The organism is Aquimarina sp. EL_43 (assembly GCF_943422735.1).
In the GTDB taxonomy this organism is placed as follows: Bacteria; Bacteroidota; Bacteroidia; order Flavobacteriales; family Flavobacteriaceae; genus Aquimarina; species Aquimarina megaterium.
Genome location: NZ_CALSBR010000001.1, coordinates 3,213,868 through 3,232,253 on the forward strand (window position 1 = coordinate 3,213,868; position 18,386 = coordinate 3,232,253).

The 18,386-nt window shown below is 30.6% G+C and carries 15 protein-coding genes; all 15 read left to right on the forward strand.

Translation table 11 applies throughout. The features are described from left to right. Positions 1-504 precede the first annotated feature (504 nt). Complete coding sequence (locus NNL09_RS13635; RefSeq protein WP_196909565.1) at positions 505-1,077, forward strand: hypothetical protein; 573 nt, start codon at positions 505-507, stop codon at positions 1,075-1,077. Between the two features lie 28 nt (positions 1,078-1,105). After that, complete coding sequence (locus NNL09_RS13640) at positions 1,106-1,702, forward strand: acyltransferase (RefSeq protein WP_025665934.1); 597 nt, start codon at positions 1,106-1,108, stop codon at positions 1,700-1,702. Positions 1,703-1,779: 77 nt separating this feature from the next. Further along, positions 1,780-2,745 (forward strand): Gfo/Idh/MocA family protein, encoded by a 966-nt coding sequence (locus NNL09_RS13645; RefSeq protein ID WP_370540750.1) that lies wholly within the window; start codon positions 1,780-1,782, stop codon positions 2,743-2,745. Between the two features lie 58 nt (positions 2,746-2,803). Next, complete coding sequence (locus tag NNL09_RS13650) at positions 2,804-4,246, forward strand: lipopolysaccharide biosynthesis protein (protein WP_196909567.1); 1,443 nt, start codon at positions 2,804-2,806, stop codon at positions 4,244-4,246. Between the two features lie 19 nt (positions 4,247-4,265). Beyond that, complete coding sequence (locus NNL09_RS13655; protein ID WP_025665937.1) at positions 4,266-5,096, forward strand: FkbM family methyltransferase; 831 nt, start codon at positions 4,266-4,268, stop codon at positions 5,094-5,096. Then, on the forward strand, positions 5,097-6,188 hold the full coding sequence (locus NNL09_RS13660; RefSeq protein WP_196909568.1) for a glycosyltransferase: 1,092 nt from the start codon (positions 5,097-5,099) through the stop codon (positions 6,186-6,188). It abuts the gene before it with no gap. Continuing rightward, on the forward strand, positions 6,188-7,597 hold the full coding sequence (locus NNL09_RS13665; RefSeq protein ID WP_196909569.1) for a glycosyltransferase family 39 protein: 1,410 nt from the start codon (positions 6,188-6,190) through the stop codon (positions 7,595-7,597). The genes NNL09_RS13660 and NNL09_RS13665 overlap by 1 nt, the downstream gene beginning before the upstream one ends. Positions 7,598-7,609: 12 nt before the next feature. Next, positions 7,610-9,379: an asparagine synthase-related protein gene (locus tag NNL09_RS13670; RefSeq protein WP_196909570.1), complete on the forward strand. Its 1,770-nt coding sequence runs from the start codon at positions 7,610-7,612 to the stop codon at positions 9,377-9,379. Beyond that, complete coding sequence (locus tag NNL09_RS13675; protein ID WP_025665941.1) at positions 9,348-10,406, forward strand: RimK family alpha-L-glutamate ligase; 1,059 nt, start codon at positions 9,348-9,350, stop codon at positions 10,404-10,406. Before NNL09_RS13670 ends, NNL09_RS13675 begins: the two co-directional genes overlap by 32 nt. A 22-nt stretch (positions 10,407-10,428) precedes the next feature. Next, positions 10,429-11,352 (forward strand): glycosyltransferase family 4 protein, encoded by a 924-nt coding sequence (locus NNL09_RS13680; RefSeq protein ID WP_196909571.1) that lies wholly within the window; start codon positions 10,429-10,431, stop codon positions 11,350-11,352. Further along, positions 11,352-12,353 (forward strand): peptidoglycan bridge formation glycyltransferase FemA/FemB family protein, encoded by a 1,002-nt coding sequence (locus tag NNL09_RS13685; RefSeq protein ID WP_196909572.1) that lies wholly within the window; start codon positions 11,352-11,354, stop codon positions 12,351-12,353. The genes NNL09_RS13680 and NNL09_RS13685 overlap by 1 nt, the downstream gene beginning before the upstream one ends. Before the next feature lie 21 nt (positions 12,354-12,374). Further along, on the forward strand, positions 12,375-13,442 hold the full coding sequence (locus tag NNL09_RS13690; protein WP_196909573.1) for a DUF354 domain-containing protein: 1,068 nt from the start codon (positions 12,375-12,377) through the stop codon (positions 13,440-13,442). Continuing rightward, entirely contained in the window at positions 13,439-14,218 is a 780-nt protein-coding gene (locus tag NNL09_RS13695; RefSeq protein ID WP_196909574.1) for a hypothetical protein, read from the forward strand. The genes NNL09_RS13690 and NNL09_RS13695 overlap by 4 nt, the downstream gene beginning before the upstream one ends. A gap of 463 nt (positions 14,219-14,681) precedes the next feature. Further along, on the forward strand, positions 14,682-15,842 hold the full coding sequence (locus tag NNL09_RS13700; RefSeq protein WP_196909575.1) for a sugar transferase: 1,161 nt from the start codon (positions 14,682-14,684) through the stop codon (positions 15,840-15,842). Positions 15,843-15,984: 142 nt separating this feature from the next. Beyond that, positions 15,985-18,339: a tyrosine-protein kinase gene (locus tag NNL09_RS13705; RefSeq protein WP_196909576.1), complete on the forward strand. Its 2,355-nt coding sequence runs from the start codon at positions 15,985-15,987 to the stop codon at positions 18,337-18,339. Positions 18,340-18,386 lie beyond the last annotated feature (47 nt).

Genomic DNA, 18,386 nt, shown 5'->3' on the forward strand with positions numbered 1-18,386 from the left:
TTTATTATACCTGTTTTAGGTTTCCTCACTTAAATAAAAATAAATGCATCGCATACATAAAGTATTGAGTGCTAGTAAGGTTCTGATTATGTTTTTGATATTCTAGCAAAATAGAGATCATTTCCATTTTAAATATCATATCTATAGATGATAGGTTTTTAAAGAGCTGATATATAAACTTATATGAGTCTAAAATGTATCGAATAACTATTGGCAGTTATATTTTTGCGGTAAAACAGTAATTGACTTAAAGAAAAATCTGTTAAATTTACATAAGAGATATCTAAAATAAATCTTAAAAATAGAAGCTACAAGGTTTATTATAGAGCTCATTACTCACATTTGTCAAATAAATTTATATAGTTCACGAGTAATTAAAAGTGTTTTAGAAGAATTTATAAGAATTCTTAATTTGATTTACCCTGATCAAATGCATTAATCAATTTATAACCCCAAAAATTGATTTGTATGATAAAAGAAGCACATATATGGTGATCATAAAATATGATTTTGACACGACTTCTGTTGCTAGTCTTATTTATTATAAATTTTTCTTTTGCTTATGCACAAGAAGAAAATCCTTGGGTTATTGGCTTTGGACTTAATGTTGTTGACAATTCTGGAAGTCGTTTTGATGAATTACTCAATATTAAAGATAATTGGAATCTATCACGTTTGTTAAAAATTACTGTAGAAAAAAGATTTGATTATGATTATGGAATTGAGCTATCAACTTCAATCAATAAATTTGAGAGAGGTAAAAAAATAAATAGTGTTTTTAGTGTAGAAACCATCAATTATTTTGCAGTTGACCTGATGGCTAAAAATTATACCTCTAACTATTGGAACGATCCTAGACACGCAGAATATGCCGGGTATTTGATAGGAGGATGGGGAGGAAATTTTTTTAATGAAGTTATTAATAATACTCTAAATGTTGGCCTGGGGTTAAATATAAGATTAGGAGCATATATGTGGCTTAATTTTCAAACATTAGGAAAATTCTCTATAGATAATAATTCCCCAGGAAATGCAAATCATTTACAACATTCTATTTCGGTTGTAATGTGGTTATAAATGAGTTGATATAATTAAAATATAGTATATGAAACCAAACTATTATGTACATGAAACTGCTGTAATAGATCATGGATGCGATATTGGTAAGGATACCAAAATATGGCATTTTTCTCATATTATGACAGATTGCCGTATAGGTGAACATTGCAATATTGGCCAAAACGTAGTAATCTCTCCACAAGTTATTATAGGAGATAATGTGAAAATACAGAATAATGTATCTGTATATACAGGTGTTATTTGTGAAGATGATGTATTTCTGGGACCATCTTGTGTATTCACTAACGTTGTAAATCCAAGAAGTGGGGTAAATAGAAGAGGACAATATAGTAAAACAAACGTAGGTAAAGGAGCAACGATCGGTGCAAATGCAACTGTAGTTTGTGGTCATGATATTGGCACATATGCTTTTGTCGGCGCCGGAGCTGTTATAACCAAGAATATAAAACCATATGCACTTGTGGTAGGAAATCCAGCTAAGCAAATTGGTTGGATGAGCGAGTATGGCCACCGATTAGAGTTCGATAAAGAAGGCATTGCTATTTGCCCCGAAAGCAATGAAATATATAAATTAGATAATCAACAAGTTTTTAAAACACAACCTGTCAAAAAGGAATTTTGATTCCTAACTGTACCCCTATTCTGTACTATCAGATAGATGATTAAATATCTTAAAGTGTAATTAAAAAAGACATGATGATGAAAAAAAACTTTGCATTGATTGGCGCAGCAGGTTATGTGGCTCCAAAACACCTTAAAGCTATTAAAGAAACAAATAATAATCTTCTGGCTGCGCTAGATAAATTTGATAGTGTAGGAGTATTAGATAGTTATTTCCCAGATACCGATTTTTTTGTAGAATTTGAACGTTTCGACAGACACCTCGAAAAACTAAAAAGAAGAAAAGGAATCATATTAGATTATGTAAGTATTTGTACTCCAAATTATTTACATGATGCCCATATAAGAATGGCACTTCGCAGAGGGGCCAATGCAATCTGCGAAAAACCTCTTGTTTTGAATCCCTGGAATATAGAGCCTCTTATTGAAATTGAGGAAGAATGTGAGAGAAAAGTAAATACAATCTTGCAGTTGCGATTACATCATAGTATAGTAGCTCTTAAAAAAATGGTTGATGAAGGACCCAAAGACAAAATATATGATATAGACCTTACCTACCTTACCTCTAGAGGTAGTTGGTATAATAGCTCCTGGAAAGGAGAAATAGGTAAATCCGGAGGAATAGCAACTAATATAGGAGTTCATTTTTTTGATATGCTACTTTGGATATTTGGAGGAGCAACAGAGAACATTGTTCACAAACATGATCTTTATAATGCTTCTGGATATCTAGAACTAGAAAAAGCACGTGTGAGATGGTTTCTATCTATTGATTATAAAAATATACCAGAACCTGTTAAAATGAAGAACCAAAGAACATATCGTTCTATCCTCGTTGATGGAAAAGAAATTGAATTTAGCTCTGGTTTTACAGAATTACATACCAAAAGTTATATAGAAATTCTAAAAAATAATGGTTTTGGATTGGTTGACGCAAAACCATCTATACAATTAGTACATGATATTAGAAACGCAGAATTAAGCCCGTTAAGAGGAGAATATCATCCTTTTCTAAACAGGTCGAAAAAAGTACAGTATACCTAATTTTTTAGTACAGGATTTGGCTTTAAAATTTGGTTACTTTAAATAAAAATAACTACTCGTGAGTATTTTGAAAAGAAAAACAACTATTGGATTAGTGTGGAGTAGTATTGATAAGTTTTCGACGCTAATGATACAATTCATTTTAGGTATTGTATTAGCAAGAATACTTATGCCAGAAGATTATGGCCTTATCGGAATGATAGCTATTTTTCTTGCAATATCTCAATCCTTAGTAGATAGTGGGTTTTTTACTGCATTGGTACAGAAAAAAAATGTAAATAATAATGACTACTCTACAATATTTTTCTTTAATATCATTGTAGGTTTTATACTATATGGCATTTTATTTATTGGATCTGGTTTTATAGGAGATTTCTACGAAACACCAATACTAGTGGATATTATAAAAGTTATTGGGATCAATATTATAATTGTATCCACAACCATTGTTCACAGAGCATTTCTTACCACCAAAATTGATTTTAAAACACTGGCTATAATTAATATTGTATCTGCACTACTAGGGGGAATTGTTGGTATTTACCTGGCTGTTAATGGATATGGTGTCTGGACTTTAGTGTACCAAACTATTGTGAGAAGTCTATCAATTGCGATTTTATTCTGGATCTTAAATCAATGGAAACCTAGCTTGATTTTTGATAAAGAATCTTTTAAGACCCTTTTTGGATTTGGCTCTAAACTAATGATTTCTGGATTACTTAAAATATTTTTTAAGAATATTTACCTTATTATAATTGGTAAAATCTATAAAGCAGAAGAACTGGGATATTTTACCAGAGCTACTTTATTTAAACAAATACCAGAAACTCTGGTAACCACGATTCTTCAAAGTGTTACTTTTCCTGTTTTAGTAAAAGTTATTGATGAGGACTCAAAAGTTAAGAACCTTTTAGAGCGAAGTGTTAAACTTACGGGCTTCCTATTATTTCCTATTATTACTGTACTTATATTTTATGCCAAACCAATTATTTTGGTTTTAATCACTAGTAAATGGTTACCTACTGTTGTTTTACTTCAGATATTATCATTAGAAATTATTTTTCATCCATTACAGTATATCAATCTTAATTTTCTAAATGCCAAAGGAAGGTCTGATTTATTCTTAAAATTAGAACTCATAAAAAATGTGCTCACTATTGTTGCAATTCTGGTGACCTATAAGTTTGGATTGATTCCGTTAAGTATTGGATATGTTTTGGTTTCTTTTTTAGGGTTTTTTATTAACTCATATTATACCAAAAAATATATTGATTACTCAGGTTTTGATCAATTAGTAGATCTTCTTCCATACCTGTTAGTTAGTACATTAGCAACAGGAATAGGTTTTTTTATTAGTGAAGTATTTAGCAGCCATTTAATCCAACTTATTATAGGGGTAGGAATAAGTTTAGGGATATACTATGTACTATCCTATATGTTAAAATTTAAAGAATTGATTGAAATTAAAAACCTTATTACTAGCAAGATAACCACAAAGTAATATTTAAAAGTCTGAAGAGATGAAACAAATCATAAAAAAAATAATATCGGGAATACTCAATGGTATTATGGCTTTGATTCCGGGAAAAACCCGTAAAGCATCTTTTTTAGGATGGATTAGTAGGATACTTGAAGACTCTAATAATCAAGTAGAATATGATGCAGATTATGATATGTATTGGTTAAAAAATAGAGAACAATATCTTTATCTGGTACAGCGACCATATTTCAATTTTAGTAAGAAGAAGCTTTATCGAAGTATCGAACGGATAGCTTGTCAATATTATACACCTAAAAAAGGAGATGTAATTGTTGATATTGGCGCGGGAATAGGGACAGAAACGTTATTTTTTGACGAAAAAACAGAAAATGAAGGTAGAATATATTCTATCGAAGCCAGTAGAGCAAGTCATCAAAAACTTGTAGAATTATGTGCTAAAAACCAAATTAAAACTTCCGAAAATTTAAACCTGGCTATTACCGATAGTAATCAAAAATTATGGATTGAAGAATCAAATAATTACCAAGTTGATTACATAAATAAAGAATCCAAAGGTGTAGAAGTAGACGGGATCACTTTAGATCATTTTGTAGAAGAAAAGAATATAACAAACATTGATTTCCTGAAGGTTAATATAGAAGGATCCGAACTACAAATGATAGAAGGAATGGAAAATGCAATCAAGATTACTAAAAATGTAGCTATCTCCTGTCATGATTTTCTTTTTGATGATGACCGACAGATTAAGATTAAAATGTCAAAATTCTTAGAAGCTAATAATTTTCAGGTTTCCTATAATCAAACGGGACATCAGATAATAGATAGCTGGATATATGGAAAACAACTATAGATGAAAATTGTACATGTCATATCATCCCTTGATATCGGAGGAGCAGAAAATTTTGTTGTTCAACTTGCCAACGAACAAGCAAAATCAAATGATGTATCCATCATTGCTCTAAAAATAACAGATCCTAATAAAAACTATATTGATAAAATAAAAAAAGAAATTCATCTATACCAATTGAGCTGGACCAAAAAGTATAGTATAAAACAATTTATTAACCTATATATTCTTCTTGGTAAATTAGCTCCTAAAACCATTTTTGTACACTTACATAATCCGTTATACTATATCTACGGGATCTCAATATTAAAACCCAAAATATCTTATATACATACCATTCATAGTAGTTTCGAGAATTGGAAATTAGTACTTGGGTATTTAAATAAACTTCGTTTTTTAAACAATAGAATTTTACATGTATGTGTCGCCCCAACTATTTATAAGGATCTCAAGAAAAATTTACCAAAACTAAAGTCAACAGTTATACCCAACGGAATAAAAAGCCATAACCCAGAAAGAGCAGCAAGCGAAATAAAAACATTTTGGAATAGTTTTTCAATACAACCACAAGAAGGACAGCGTTTTCTGGCAATAGGGAATATAAATCGTCATAAAAATTATAAACTATTATCCTTAAGTTTTGGAGAAGTGTATACTAAGTATCCTGGTGCTATGTGTATTCAGATAGGGCGCGAGACAGATATGATTCTGGTTGATGAACTTAAGAGAATTAATACCCCCAATGTATTCTTAGCAGGGCCAAAAAAAAGTGCAGCAGACTTTTTACTGGATGCAGATGCCTTGATTGTAAGCTCTGCCCAGGAAGGTATGCCTATTGTAATTCTAGAAGCTTTATCAATGGGCGTTCCAATAATTAGTACTCCAGCAGGAGGAATTAAAGATATTATTATCGATGGTTATAATGGATTTCTTATCGAGGATTTTGAAGTACCCTCACTAACATCAGCGATTCTAAAATTTATTGAATTATCACAAGCCAATAAAAAAATAATGGCAGCTAATGCTAAATCGTGTTTTGAGGACTGCTATGAAATACAAAAGGTAAATCAATCCTATCAAAGTAAATCAGCATAATGTACTGGACAAAGAGAAATACTAATGTTATCATGTTTTTTACAGTAGGAATACTGTTACTTCATGTAGTGATATTTCCAGATTACATTATGCCATTACCCATACTATTTGCAGGCTTCGGAACCATTATCCTTTTTGTTACAGGATTACAATATTATTCTCAATCCTGGGAAAAAAAAGACAATTTTATACAAAGAATTTTCCTTCACAGCTTTATTTATCGTCTCATTTCAATTGGAGTTCTATATATCCTTACAATGCTCTATGATCCAGCAAACTTACCAATGGAAATAGCAGCATCAGATTCCTGGAACTACCATTATTCTGGATCAATAGTAGCAGATGCGATAGAAGACGGAAGACACATATTTGGCGTTTTATCGGGCTTTTGGAAAAATGAATCTGATTATGGATTCTCTATTGTTATCGGTTTTTTCTATTTCATTTTTGGAAAGAACATTTTGATTATAAAAATTTTCAATGCACTACTGGGGAGTATCACGGTTATAAGAATATATCAAATAACCAGGATTTCTTATGATGAAAAAAGAGCTCGTATGGCAGGAATTATTACAATGTTAATGCCAGCATTGTTATGGTTTACAGGTTTTTTGTTAAAAGAAACACTTATGATATTCCTGATTGCAAATATTGCTTATCTAACCCAATTAATCATCATACAAAGAAAATTTAGAGTCCTATATTCATTACTTATTCTACTTCATTTTGGGGTACTTTTTTATTTCAGAGTAATATTAGCTCCGTTACTCATTTTTTGTGTACTAATACAGATTTTGTTTTATAAGACGTCTAATAAAAATTATAAAATGTCGACTGTATTTATTTCAATACTATTTATTGCTGGAAGTTTTTTTGTAATGAAAAAATTAGGAATGGATAAGCATGTAGAAATAGCAATAGAAGCAAGTAAAGATCAATTTGGGAATGAGTTAAGTAATACTTCTAAACAGAGAGGAATAAGCTATACAGCTGCTCTTGTAAGTCCACTTTTAATTGCTGGTGCGATTATTACTCCTTTTCCTTCATTATTAGATTTTGAAGCAGCACAATTAGGGATTTATTCCCATTTTCAAAACGAAATTGTACGAAACTGCTTATACTTTTTTGTGTTTCTGGGATTGTATAATGCTTATAAAACCAAAAATAGAAGAGTCATTTTTGTCGGTGGATTTGCTATATTATATATTGTGATTCTTGCTATATCCGGAATATCATTTCAGGATCGATTTCAAATACTATCACTACCATTTTTAATCATTTTTATGGCAGATGGTATTGCTACAAAATACCCCAAACGTAATCAGCATTGGTTAAGCTATTTAACATTCATTTTTGCAGCAATATTGATGTGGAATTTATTTAAACTATCAAATCGCGGACTATTATAAACAGGAAAAGCTATGAGTGACTTTATATTATTTCATAAAAAGCTGATATCAAAATCAGAGAAAAAAAAATTACTCAGATTAACCTCTAACTGGTATTTGACATTTACTGGTACGAACTATTTTGAATATAATATTGGAAAGTTTAAAGTAATAGTTGTTGGTGATTATATAGGTTCTGTCGAAGAAGTTTTTAGTGTTAATGATTATGAGATTGCTAAGCTTAAAGGACATTTTTATGCCATTGTAGCCAAAGAGAATTCTATAAAAGTATACAATAGTTTTTTTAGCATGCTACCAATTTATTATACAGAGAATGATTGCCTAATATCATCATCATTACAGTTAATTAAAGAATATCTTACTACAGAACCAGAAATAGATAAAAAGTTTATTCTCGAAAACCTTTTGTTTAACTATGGTTTTTTTAACAGAACGCTATATAAAAACATCAATTTACTTCCTTGTCATTCTTTTATTACTTTAAAGAATGATAAAATTACTGTTACCAAACATTTTGATATTTCCAGCTTGTTTGTTCCGTATCCCAAAGGAGGCAAAAAAACAGTAGATCAGTTAAGCAATCTATTCATAGAAACCGCAAAACAATATTTTCCGAAAGAAGAATTTGATATTGCATTTACAAGTGGTTTTGATGGAAGAACATTAGTTAGTTGTGCCACATATCACCAGCAAAAATTTAATACATTTTCTTTTGGTAAGCCAGAAAATGATGATGTAAGTATCCCTTTGGCTAATGCTAAAACTTTAAAAATACCATATCAATATTTTGACCTTGGGGCTACTCAATATATATCATCAGAGTATTACCAAAATGCACTAGAATATACCACATCGGGTTATCTGGGAAATGGACTTTTATATCCTCATTTTTTATATAGTACAAAAAAGATTTCAGAAAACTCGAAATATTTATTGTCTGGAGCAGGAGGAAGCGAATTGTTTAGAGCATTACACTCGGCCGGTGCCGTCACTTCAGAAACATTAACAAATGTCTTTAAAATACAAAACGAAGAAGAATTAGTAGAAATTATAAAAAATGCAGAACCTCTTCGCGTTTTAAATACATCTGCATTTACTGTAGAGCTAGATGAACTTACTCAAGAAATTATAGAATACAAAAAGTCTCTTCCTCAAAATATAACAAGGAATCAACAATTTTACATTTTTGTATTCGAAGAGATCTTTAGAAAATTCTTTGGGCAGTGGATTACACTACAGCAAAAATACATTTCGGTTAGAACACCATTTCTTGATTATAATTTTGTAAAAACATTACTTACTACAAAGTATGGAGGAGCTAATAATGACTTTTTTACAGATAATCCTATAAAAAGGATGAAAGGTCAATACCTGTATACAGATATCATAAAGAAGACTAATCAACAGATTTATACCCAGGTAACAGGAAAGGGGTATCGTCCTATAGACGTAAGAGACCTTAAGTATATTCATAATATTATTCTTCCGTTTTTGAAGAAAAAATTACTTAAAAAAGTTACAAAAACCAATTTAGACAATCTGGGTATTATTTCTGGAGTCAAAGCAAATGAGAAAGAATTACGCTTGACCATAAATAGTGATCAATTACTTTTTAATAGTAAACGATTAAATACAATGTTTACCGATTTATCTCCATATACACCAGAAAAATATCGAGATACATTATTAATGTCCTTGTCGATACTACACAATATGTCTAATCATTCTATTTCATCAAAAATAAATACCTATGAAGTCTATAATAGCATTAATGGATTATAAAACAAAATTTGGATCTAAACATTTTGATACTCCTTATCGTAGTGGGATGGATAAAGATAAGTTATCCGACTATTTTAATGATATGGGATTTCGGTTGGCGTATACCTATTTCAATGAAATTAACCTAAGTGAAGGTACTTTTAAAGGCAAAGATGTGATTTATACATCTTCAGAAGATATTGGGTATAAGTATAAGTCTTACATAGAAGATGTGATATATGCCTTAGAGTTATCTGGTGCGAATGTAATTCCTGCATACAAACACTTAAGAGCTAATAATAATAAAGTTTTTATGGAGCTTATGAGGCAATTCGAAGACTTGACAAATAATATTAATGCACAAGTCTATGGCTCTATGAAAGATCTTTTGATGCATTTGAATAAGATTACCTATCCTGTTGTTTTTAAAACATCTGAAGGTGCTTCGGGAACAGGAGTTTGCTTAATAAAATCTGAAAAAGAATTAATCACTAAAGTCAAACAAATAAATCAACGTAATTATCGTAGTGATTTAAGAGATTATGGAAGATCTCTCAAACATAAAGGATACATAAGAGAATCTCTATATAGGCAAAAATTTATACTACAAGATTTTATACCAAATCTGCAGAATGATTGGAAGATTTACATTTTTGGAGAAAAACTATATGTGTTTAAAAGACCATTATTGAAAGGGCGTGGTATTAAAGCCAGTGGTGGTGGATATGATAATTATTTCTACGGATTAGAAGCCGAAGCGCCCGATGGCCTTTTTGATTTTGCGCAAGAAATCTATATAAAAATGAATGTCCCTCATATCTCGATTGATATCGTATTTGATGGGAGCGAATTTTATCTGATTGAGTTTCAATCCCTGTATTTTGGCACAGCTGGGATTCCTTATTCTGAAGGGTATTTTACTCATAAAAATGATGACTGGGAATTTGTAACCAAAAAACTAGAGGTAGAGAAAGTATATGCAGATAGTATCGTGCAATATTTAGAAAAAAAGAATGTGAAAAAAACAGAACCGATATATCACAGCTAATCATTAAACAATAATCCTTTTAATGAAAATGGATGTACTTTTTGTAAGTAGCGGAAATACAAAGAATGGAATATCTCCTATTGTTTTTAATCAAGGTAATTCTCTGATTAAGCTAGGGCATGATGTTTCTTTCTTTACAATCAAAGGTAAAGGGTTTAGTGGATATCTAAAACATATTTTTATACTAAGAAAATTTCTGAAACATCATTCTTATGACATTATTCATGCACACTATTCTCTTAGCGCCATAGTTGTAGCTTTGGCAGGAGGAAAACCATTAATAGTCTCTCTAATGGGGAGTGATGTAAAAGCTTCTTTTTTGCTAAAATATCTGATCAGAATATTTAATTTCTTTTTCTGGAATAAGATTATCGTAAAATCTCTGGATATGAAAACGTCATCTGGTATTAAAACGGTAAATGTTTTACCTAATGGGGTAGATTTTAAAAAATTTAGACCATTTTCTAGAAAGGAAGCCTTAGAAATTACACAATGGGACTCTAATAAGCGACACATCCTTTTTGCAGCAAATCCCAAAAGAAAAGTAAAAAATTATCAGTTGGCAAAAAGCGCTTTTGAATTACTTGATCATAAGGATATAGAATTGCAATCACTTATCGATATTCCTAATACACAAATGCCTGCTTATTTTAATGCAGCAGATGTAATTATTCTTACCAGTTTTTGGGAGGGATCTCCTAATGTAATTAAAGAAGCTATGGCCTGTAATTGTAAAATTGTAGCTGTTAATGTAGGAGATATAAAAGAGACTATTAGAAATACGCCAGGATGCTTTGTTACTGGTTTTAATAAAACCGATATAGCTAATAAAATTGATAAAGCATTACAATATCCAAAAAAGACAGAGGGTAGAATTCATATTTCTCACCTAGATTCTGAAATTATCGCTCCTAAACTAATATCCATTTATAAAGAAACTTTATAATGACTAAAACACTCACCATACATACAAGTACCAGTGGGATAAACCCAGAGGAATTAGAAGTGCTTTTAGAAAACGATTCTGCAAGTTTTTTTCAAACACCAGAAGCACTTTCCTTTTTTATCACTGCTGGGTATGAGACTTTTGCTTTTGCCATAGAGTATGACAAAAAAATTACTGCATTTGTTTCCGGAATTGTTCAAAAAGAAAATGGAATTAAATCCTCTTTTACTCGTAGAGCAATCATTTTTGGAGGTCCCGTTTTTTCTAAAGAAGTAGAAGAAGATCATGTTATAGAATTGTTTAAAACGGTGATTAAACATTTAAAACATAAAGTGATTTATATCGAAACTCGTAATCTTAATGATTATAACCAATATAAAAATGCTCTTAATACAATAGGTTTTGAGTATCATCCTCATTTAAATTTTCATGTTGCATGCGATACTGAAGAAAAAGTAAAGCAAAGAATTAGTAGTAGTAAACTAAGGCAAGTTAAAAAAAGTTTAAAAGAAGGTGCGGTAGTACGAGAAGCCAAACATCAATCAGAGATAGAGGCATACTATGAAATTCTTAATGATCTATATAAAACAAAAGTAAAAACACCACTTCCAAAATTATATTTCTTTATCACTTTGTGGAGCCAGAGAGTAGCAAAATTTCTTTTGGTTTTTTATAAAGACGAAGTTGTTGGAGGCATTGTTTTTCCAATTTTTAGAGATAAAGCAATTTATGAATGGTATGTATGTGGTAAGGATAGAGCATATAAGAATATATATCCCAGTATTCTCGCTACGTGGTCGGCTATGCTATATGCATGCAAAAATAACATTAGGAAGTTTGATTTTATGGGAGCAGGAAAACCCGAAGAAGATTATGGAGTAAGAGAATTTAAATCAAAATTTGGAGGAGATTTAGTAGAGCATGGCAGGTTTATTTATGTAGCTAATCCATTTTTGTATAGCCTGGGTAAAAAAGCAGTTAAAATATTGAAAAACAGCTGATAAAAAATAAAAACTAGATATATGAAGATCCTTATCGATATTGGGCATCCAGGTCATGTTCATTTGTTTAAAAATTTTGCATTAGAGATGCAAAAAAAAGGACATGAATTTCTTTTTACATGCCGTGAAAAAGAATTTGAGATCGAGCTATTGAAAGCTGCTGGGCTTCGCTTTATTTCATTCGGCAAAAAATATAATACCACTATTGGAAAAATATTTGGCTTAGTAAAGTTCGATATTATGGAAATTCTTCATGGGTTGAGGTTTCGTCCTGATGTTTTGATGAGTCATGGCTCTCCTTATGCGGCTCATGCATCAGCTATATTAGGAAAGCCACATATATCGATGGAGGATACAGGAAATATGGAACAAGTGCGTTTATATTTACCTTTTACAAATAGTGTTTTAACATCTAATGCATTTCATAAAGATTTGGGAGATAGACAAATATGGTATAATGGATACCATGAATTAGCCTACCTGCACCCTAATAGATTTGTTGCAGACCCAGGTATTTATGATATTCTAAAAATTAACCCTGATGCTAAATATGTGATACTCAGATTTGTATCATGGAATGCAAGTCATGATGTAAATCAATCTGGATTATCTATACGAGAAAAACGGGAACTAATAGATTATTTAGAAAAGAAATATACTGTCTTTATCTCTTCTGAAGGAAAATTACCAGATGAATTTAAAAAATATCAAATAAGGATACCGCCAGAAGAAATGCATAATGTTTTGGCCTATGCTTGTATGTTTATCGGAGAAGGAGCAACAATGGCCTCAGAATGTGCTGTACTAGGTACACCTGCATTATATATAAATAGTATCATGGCAGGAACCATTAGGGAACAAGAAAAATATGGGCTACTATTTAGTTTTAAAAATGGAGAAGGTGTACTGTCTAAAATTAAAGAACTTGATGAAACCCCTGATTTGAAAGAAGTTTTTAAAAAAAGACTAGAAAAATTATTAGAAGATAAAATTGATGTTACCTCATTTATGGTATGGTTTGTAGAAAATTATCCTCAAAGCAAAAAAGCTATAATAGACAATCCAAAAATACAACTTGAGTATAAATGATAGATTTCACCGTACAGCGATATAGAGAATTGTTAAGAGCATTAATGAACAACGGCTATCAATTTCAAACTTTTGCAGAATTCATAGCAAAACCAGGAAAAAAAAGCATTGTTCTAAGGCATGATGTAGATTTATTACCAAAGAATTCATTAGCTTTTGCAAAGCTTCAGGCTTTAAAAGGAATTAAAGGAACTTACTATTTTAGAGCCGTTCCAGAAAGCTGGGATGAAAAAATAATCCTGAAAATCGCAGAACTAGGTCATGAAATAGGATATCACTATGAATGCTTAACAACTACAAAAGGTGATTTAGAGGCTGGGATTCAGGATTTTAGAAATAACCTTTTTGCACTAAGAGAACTTACGCCTGTATCTACTATTTGTATGCATGGTTCGCCATTGTCTAAATATGATTCTAAAGACCTGTGGAAAACATACCGGTATCAGGATTTTGGTATTGTTGGAGAACCTTATTTTGATATAGATTATGATAAAGTGTATTATTTAACAGACACCGGAAGAAAATGGGATGGGCATAAAACAAGTGTAAGAGATAGAGTAAATACTAGATTTACCAAAACTTTTCATAGCACTCCCGAAATTGTTGAAGCATTAAAAAATGCAGCATTTCCTAACCAGGTTATGTTTACATTTCACCCTCAGCGATGGAATGATAGTATCATAAAATGGAGCAAGGAATTAGTATTACAAAATGTGAAAAATGTAGTTAAGAAGCATTTTTATGTAAAAAATGATTCAAAAATTAAAACCCAGTAGAGCACTAAAAAATATCTAATTTTATATCATTTTCTTTTAAAAATACAGTGTTATAATAGATTTTTAACGATGTAGAATTGTTATGTTTTAACTCAAAAATAAGTAACAAGAATACTTTCTTAAATTCTTTTGCCTCTTATTTTTGTTGTTTTATCGATTTTTGGTTAATTATTTAACAAAAAATGTAAGTTTTTTTGTTAAGATTAACTTTTCTTCCTGTTAAAATCTCTTTTTTTTCTTATTTTTTACAGGTAAAAACCTGCAAAACAGGAGTTTGACATAACTATTTTGCGGTAAACCCGTTACTGATTTTACTCTTCTTGTATTATCTTTAAACTGTTAACCAAATCTAAATATCTATGCTACTAAAACATAGTTTTCCGAAAACAAAACCACTTGTTTTCGGTTCATCAGGTTGTTTATTTTTTACATCATCTTCATCCTTTAAAATTAGTGTTGAAGTATGATTATTAGAACTATTAGTGCAGAAGCTTATACTATTTTAGATAAGAAGAATAAAGACCTTACTGATTCTGTTTCTTCTGGCACTAAACCTTATGCGTTAAGGGGTAAAAGTAAGGTTGCGATTGAAAAAATAATTACCAGAAAATTGGGTAATGATGCCTGTGATTTCATAAGTAATCACCTGCGAGAATTTAGGTTGTTTGATGTGTTGCTTTGTGATACCAGAGATAAAAATAATATTGAAACATATCAAAAAGAATCATTTCGGGCGATTGTAAATCTACAAGAAGTTAATCACTATAGACGAATTAATAAATTTCTTGAAATGGTAAATCATAAATTACCAGAAGGAGGATTGTTTATTAATACGATAGAAACTTATGAAAGCCGTAAAGAAAAAATACTTAAAAAATTTCCTAAACCTTTAAATTACCTATACTATTTAGGTGATTTTATCTTTCATAGAGTTAGTCCAAAACTAAAGTGGTCCAAAAAAATATATTTTGATATTACAAAAGGCTACGGTAGAGTACTAACAAAGGCCGAAGTATTAGGGAGATTATATAGTTGTGGTTTTGATGTAATAGAGGAAAAAGTAATTGATAATAAATTATATTTTGTAGCAAAAAAAACAAAACTTCCTCTGTATGATATGAACCCTACATATGGCCCTTTAATTAGCTTGAAACGTGTAGGCAAAAATGGAAAACTAATTAATGTATATAAGTTGCGAACCATGCATCCGTACTCTGAGTATCTGCAACATTATGTTTTTCAAAAGAACAATCTGAAAAAAGGAGGGAAATTAAAAAACGATTTTAGAATATCCAATACAGGAAAATTACTTAGGAAATATTGGATAGACGAACTACCTATGGTTCTTAATTTTTTAAAAGGAGATATGAAACTTATAGGAGGGCGCCCTCTTAGCAGTCATTACTTTAGTTTATATACCAAAGAACTACAGGAGAAAAGAATTAAATTTAAACCAGGACTCATCCCTCCATTTTATGCAGATATGCCCGAGACACTAGAAGAAATTATAGCGTCTGAAATGAAATATTTAACAGCATATGAGAGAAACCCAATTTTAACAGATATTAATTATTTATTTAAAATCATTAAAAACATCGTGGTAAAAGGAAAAAGAAGTTTTTAAAATTATTGGCCTTAGTTTTCTTGGCCTTATAGAATATTCAGTTTCAAGTACCTCATAGAATTTGAAATTCTTTCGTGATAGTTCACATATAATAGTTAAATTTACAATAGTTAATTCTCTTTAAACCGAAAGAATTCATAAAATGAATTATGAGATCGATGATGATTCTGAAAATCTATTCATCAAAGAATTACTAGAAAGGTATATAGCCCATTGGAGGTTGTTTATTGTTTCTCTTGTAATTTGTTTTGTGATAGGTTTTTTCTATTTAAGATATACTCCTAAGATGTATCGAGCTACATCTACTATATTAATTAAATCAGAGAATAATGGAGCAATGTCCGAACTTTCTGCTTTTGAAGACCTCTCTATTTTTAAAAACGCTAAACGAGAAGTAGAAAATGAGATAGAAATACTTAAATCACGACCCTTACTCGAAAATGTTGTTAGAAAACTACACTTAAATGTTCAGTATTTTAGCAAAACCAAATACTCTAAACGATTTGTAGAACTTACTAAAAACTCACCTGTTAAAGTTAAGTTCCTGGAAGATTCTTATTATGATCAGGGATTAAATTTTATCATCACAATCCTACCTGGTGAGCAGTTTGCGATAAAAGATACTCACGAAAATTTCATTCTAAAAGGAGAATACGGAAAATGTATAGGTTCTCCCTTTGGAGATATTTTGGTTGAACCAGATTTTAAAATTCTTCATGAGTATATAGGGACTAATATTTATGTAAATAGTACTCCACTTTTGGATATGGTAGAAAGATATAAGTCGACGATAAAAATAGGTCTTACCGATCAAAATACAAGTGTAGTCACATTAACGCTAACTACAATAGCTCAAGATAGAGCCAAGGAAATTTTAAATAGTCTTATTGAAGAATATAACAAAGATGTTATAAAAGATAAAAATCAAATCTCTGCTAATACTGCCAATTTTATAAAAGAGCGAATACATATTATTAATCAGGAATTAGATGACTTAGAAAAAAACGTCGAATTCTTTAAAACCGAAAATAATTTAACAAATTTATCTTCAGAAGCTTCGATAATGCTAGAAAAATCTTTTGTGAATGAAAAAGAACAATTAGCTGCAACAATACAAATTGGATTAACAGATTATTTAATGGATTATTTAGAAAACTCTAAAAATGATCTTCTTCCTGTAAATCTTGGGTTTGAAGACCGTAAAGCAGTTACCTTGATTTCTCGATACAATGATATAGCATTGCAACGAAATAGAATACTTAAAAGTTCTGGAGTAGAAAACCCACTGTTAATAAGCTTAAACGATAAGCTTTTTGATTTAAGAAAAAGTATACAACAAAGTCTCATCAATCTAAAAAAAACGCTTCAACTTAAAATAGATAACCTTAAAAGCAGTGATGCTATAGTAAATGCTCAAATTTCATCATTACCAGAAAAAGAACGAAAACTTAGAGATATACAGCGACAACAACAAATCAAAGAAACTTTGTTCTTGTATTTATTAGAAAAAAGAGAAGAAACAGCAATCTCTCTTGCCGCAACCGTTTCGAATGTAAAAGTTATCGAAAAAGCATATATTTCTCGTAGTCCCATTCGGCCAAAAAAGAATATTGTATTTCTAACAGGTTTTCTTGCGGCACTAATTGTACCTATTGTTATTGTTTTCTTTAAAGATTTAATGAATACAAAGGTCAATGATATTAAAGAACTAAAAAAGAAATTAAAATTACCGTTACTCGGTAGTATTCCTTCATCTCCAGAAGATAAAAAACTGGTAACCCCTAAAGCCGATCGATCAATATTGGCAGAAGCATTTAGATTATTAGAAACCAATCTAGACTTTCTCTTGGCGCATTCTAAAGAAAAAGGAAAAACCATTTTAATCACGTCTAGTATTAAAGGAGAAGGAAAGTCCTTTGCCGCTAGTAATCTAGGGATAACTCTTGGTCGTTCTGGAAATAAAGTTGCTTTGTTAGAAATGGATTTAAGATCTGCAGAGTTAAAAGAGCGAATGGATGTAGATGGTAAAAAAGGAATTACCAACTTTATTAGAGACGAATCTATACAGATTGAAGATATAATGTCTAATATGAAGGGTTTTAAGAACTTAGACGTTTTTACCTCTGGACCTAAACCTCCAAACCCTGCAGAATTGTTAAAACATAAACGAATTGAAGAATTATTTGAGTATCTAAAAAAAGAATATGATTACATTCTTATAGATACACCCCCCATTACTGTGGTAGCAGATACGTTATTATTAAGCTCTTATGCCGATTTGTGTGTCTACGTTGTAAGACAAAAGTTTTCAGATAAAAGACTTTTGGATATTCCTAAAACACTAAATCAAGAAAAACGATTTACTTCTATTGCCGTTTTGTTTAATGATGTAGATTTTAGAAAAATTGGATATGGATATGGCTACGGATATGGCTATGGAGAAAGATCAAAGGCAGGGTTCTTTAAAAGAATGCTGAACCTAATGATTAGTAGATAACCGAAATCCTATAAGTATTAGAAGAGCGATTGTTTTAATCGACCAAA

Bases quoted from the DNA above. Each gene is read 5' to 3' on its own strand.
- NNL09_RS13645 (WP_370540750.1), top strand. From the start codon at position 1,780: ATGAAAAAAAACTTTGCATTGATTGGCGCAGCAGGTTATGTGGCTCCA.
- NNL09_RS13700 (WP_196909575.1), top strand. From the start codon at position 14,682: ATGATTATTAGAACTATTAGTGCAGAAGCTTATACTATTTTAGATAAG.
- NNL09_RS13660 (WP_196909568.1), top strand. From the start codon at position 5,097: ATGAAAATTGTACATGTCATATCATCCCTTGATATCGGAGGAGCAGAA.
- NNL09_RS13695 (WP_196909574.1), top strand. From the start codon at position 13,439: ATGATAGATTTCACCGTACAGCGATATAGAGAATTGTTAAGAGCATTA.
- NNL09_RS13690 (WP_196909573.1), top strand. From the start codon at position 12,375: ATGAAGATCCTTATCGATATTGGGCATCCAGGTCATGTTCATTTGTTT.
- NNL09_RS13635 (WP_196909565.1), top strand. From the start codon at position 505: ATGATTTTGACACGACTTCTGTTGCTAGTCTTATTTATTATAAATTTT.
- NNL09_RS13640 (WP_025665934.1), top strand. From the start codon at position 1,106: ATGAAACCAAACTATTATGTACATGAAACTGCTGTAATAGATCATGGA.
- NNL09_RS13705 (WP_196909576.1), top strand. From the start codon at position 15,985: ATGAATTATGAGATCGATGATGATTCTGAAAATCTATTCATCAAAGAA.
- NNL09_RS13655 (WP_025665937.1), top strand. From the start codon at position 4,266: ATGAAACAAATCATAAAAAAAATAATATCGGGAATACTCAATGGTATT.
- NNL09_RS13670 (WP_196909570.1), top strand. From the start codon at position 7,610: ATGAGTGACTTTATATTATTTCATAAAAAGCTGATATCAAAATCAGAG.
- NNL09_RS13685 (WP_196909572.1), top strand. From the start codon at position 11,352: ATGACTAAAACACTCACCATACATACAAGTACCAGTGGGATAAACCCA.
- NNL09_RS13665 (WP_196909569.1), top strand. From the start codon at position 6,188: ATGTACTGGACAAAGAGAAATACTAATGTTATCATGTTTTTTACAGTA.
- NNL09_RS13680 (WP_196909571.1), top strand. From the start codon at position 10,429: ATGAAAATGGATGTACTTTTTGTAAGTAGCGGAAATACAAAGAATGGA.
- NNL09_RS13675 (WP_025665941.1), top strand. From the start codon at position 9,348: ATGAAGTCTATAATAGCATTAATGGATTATAAAACAAAATTTGGATCT.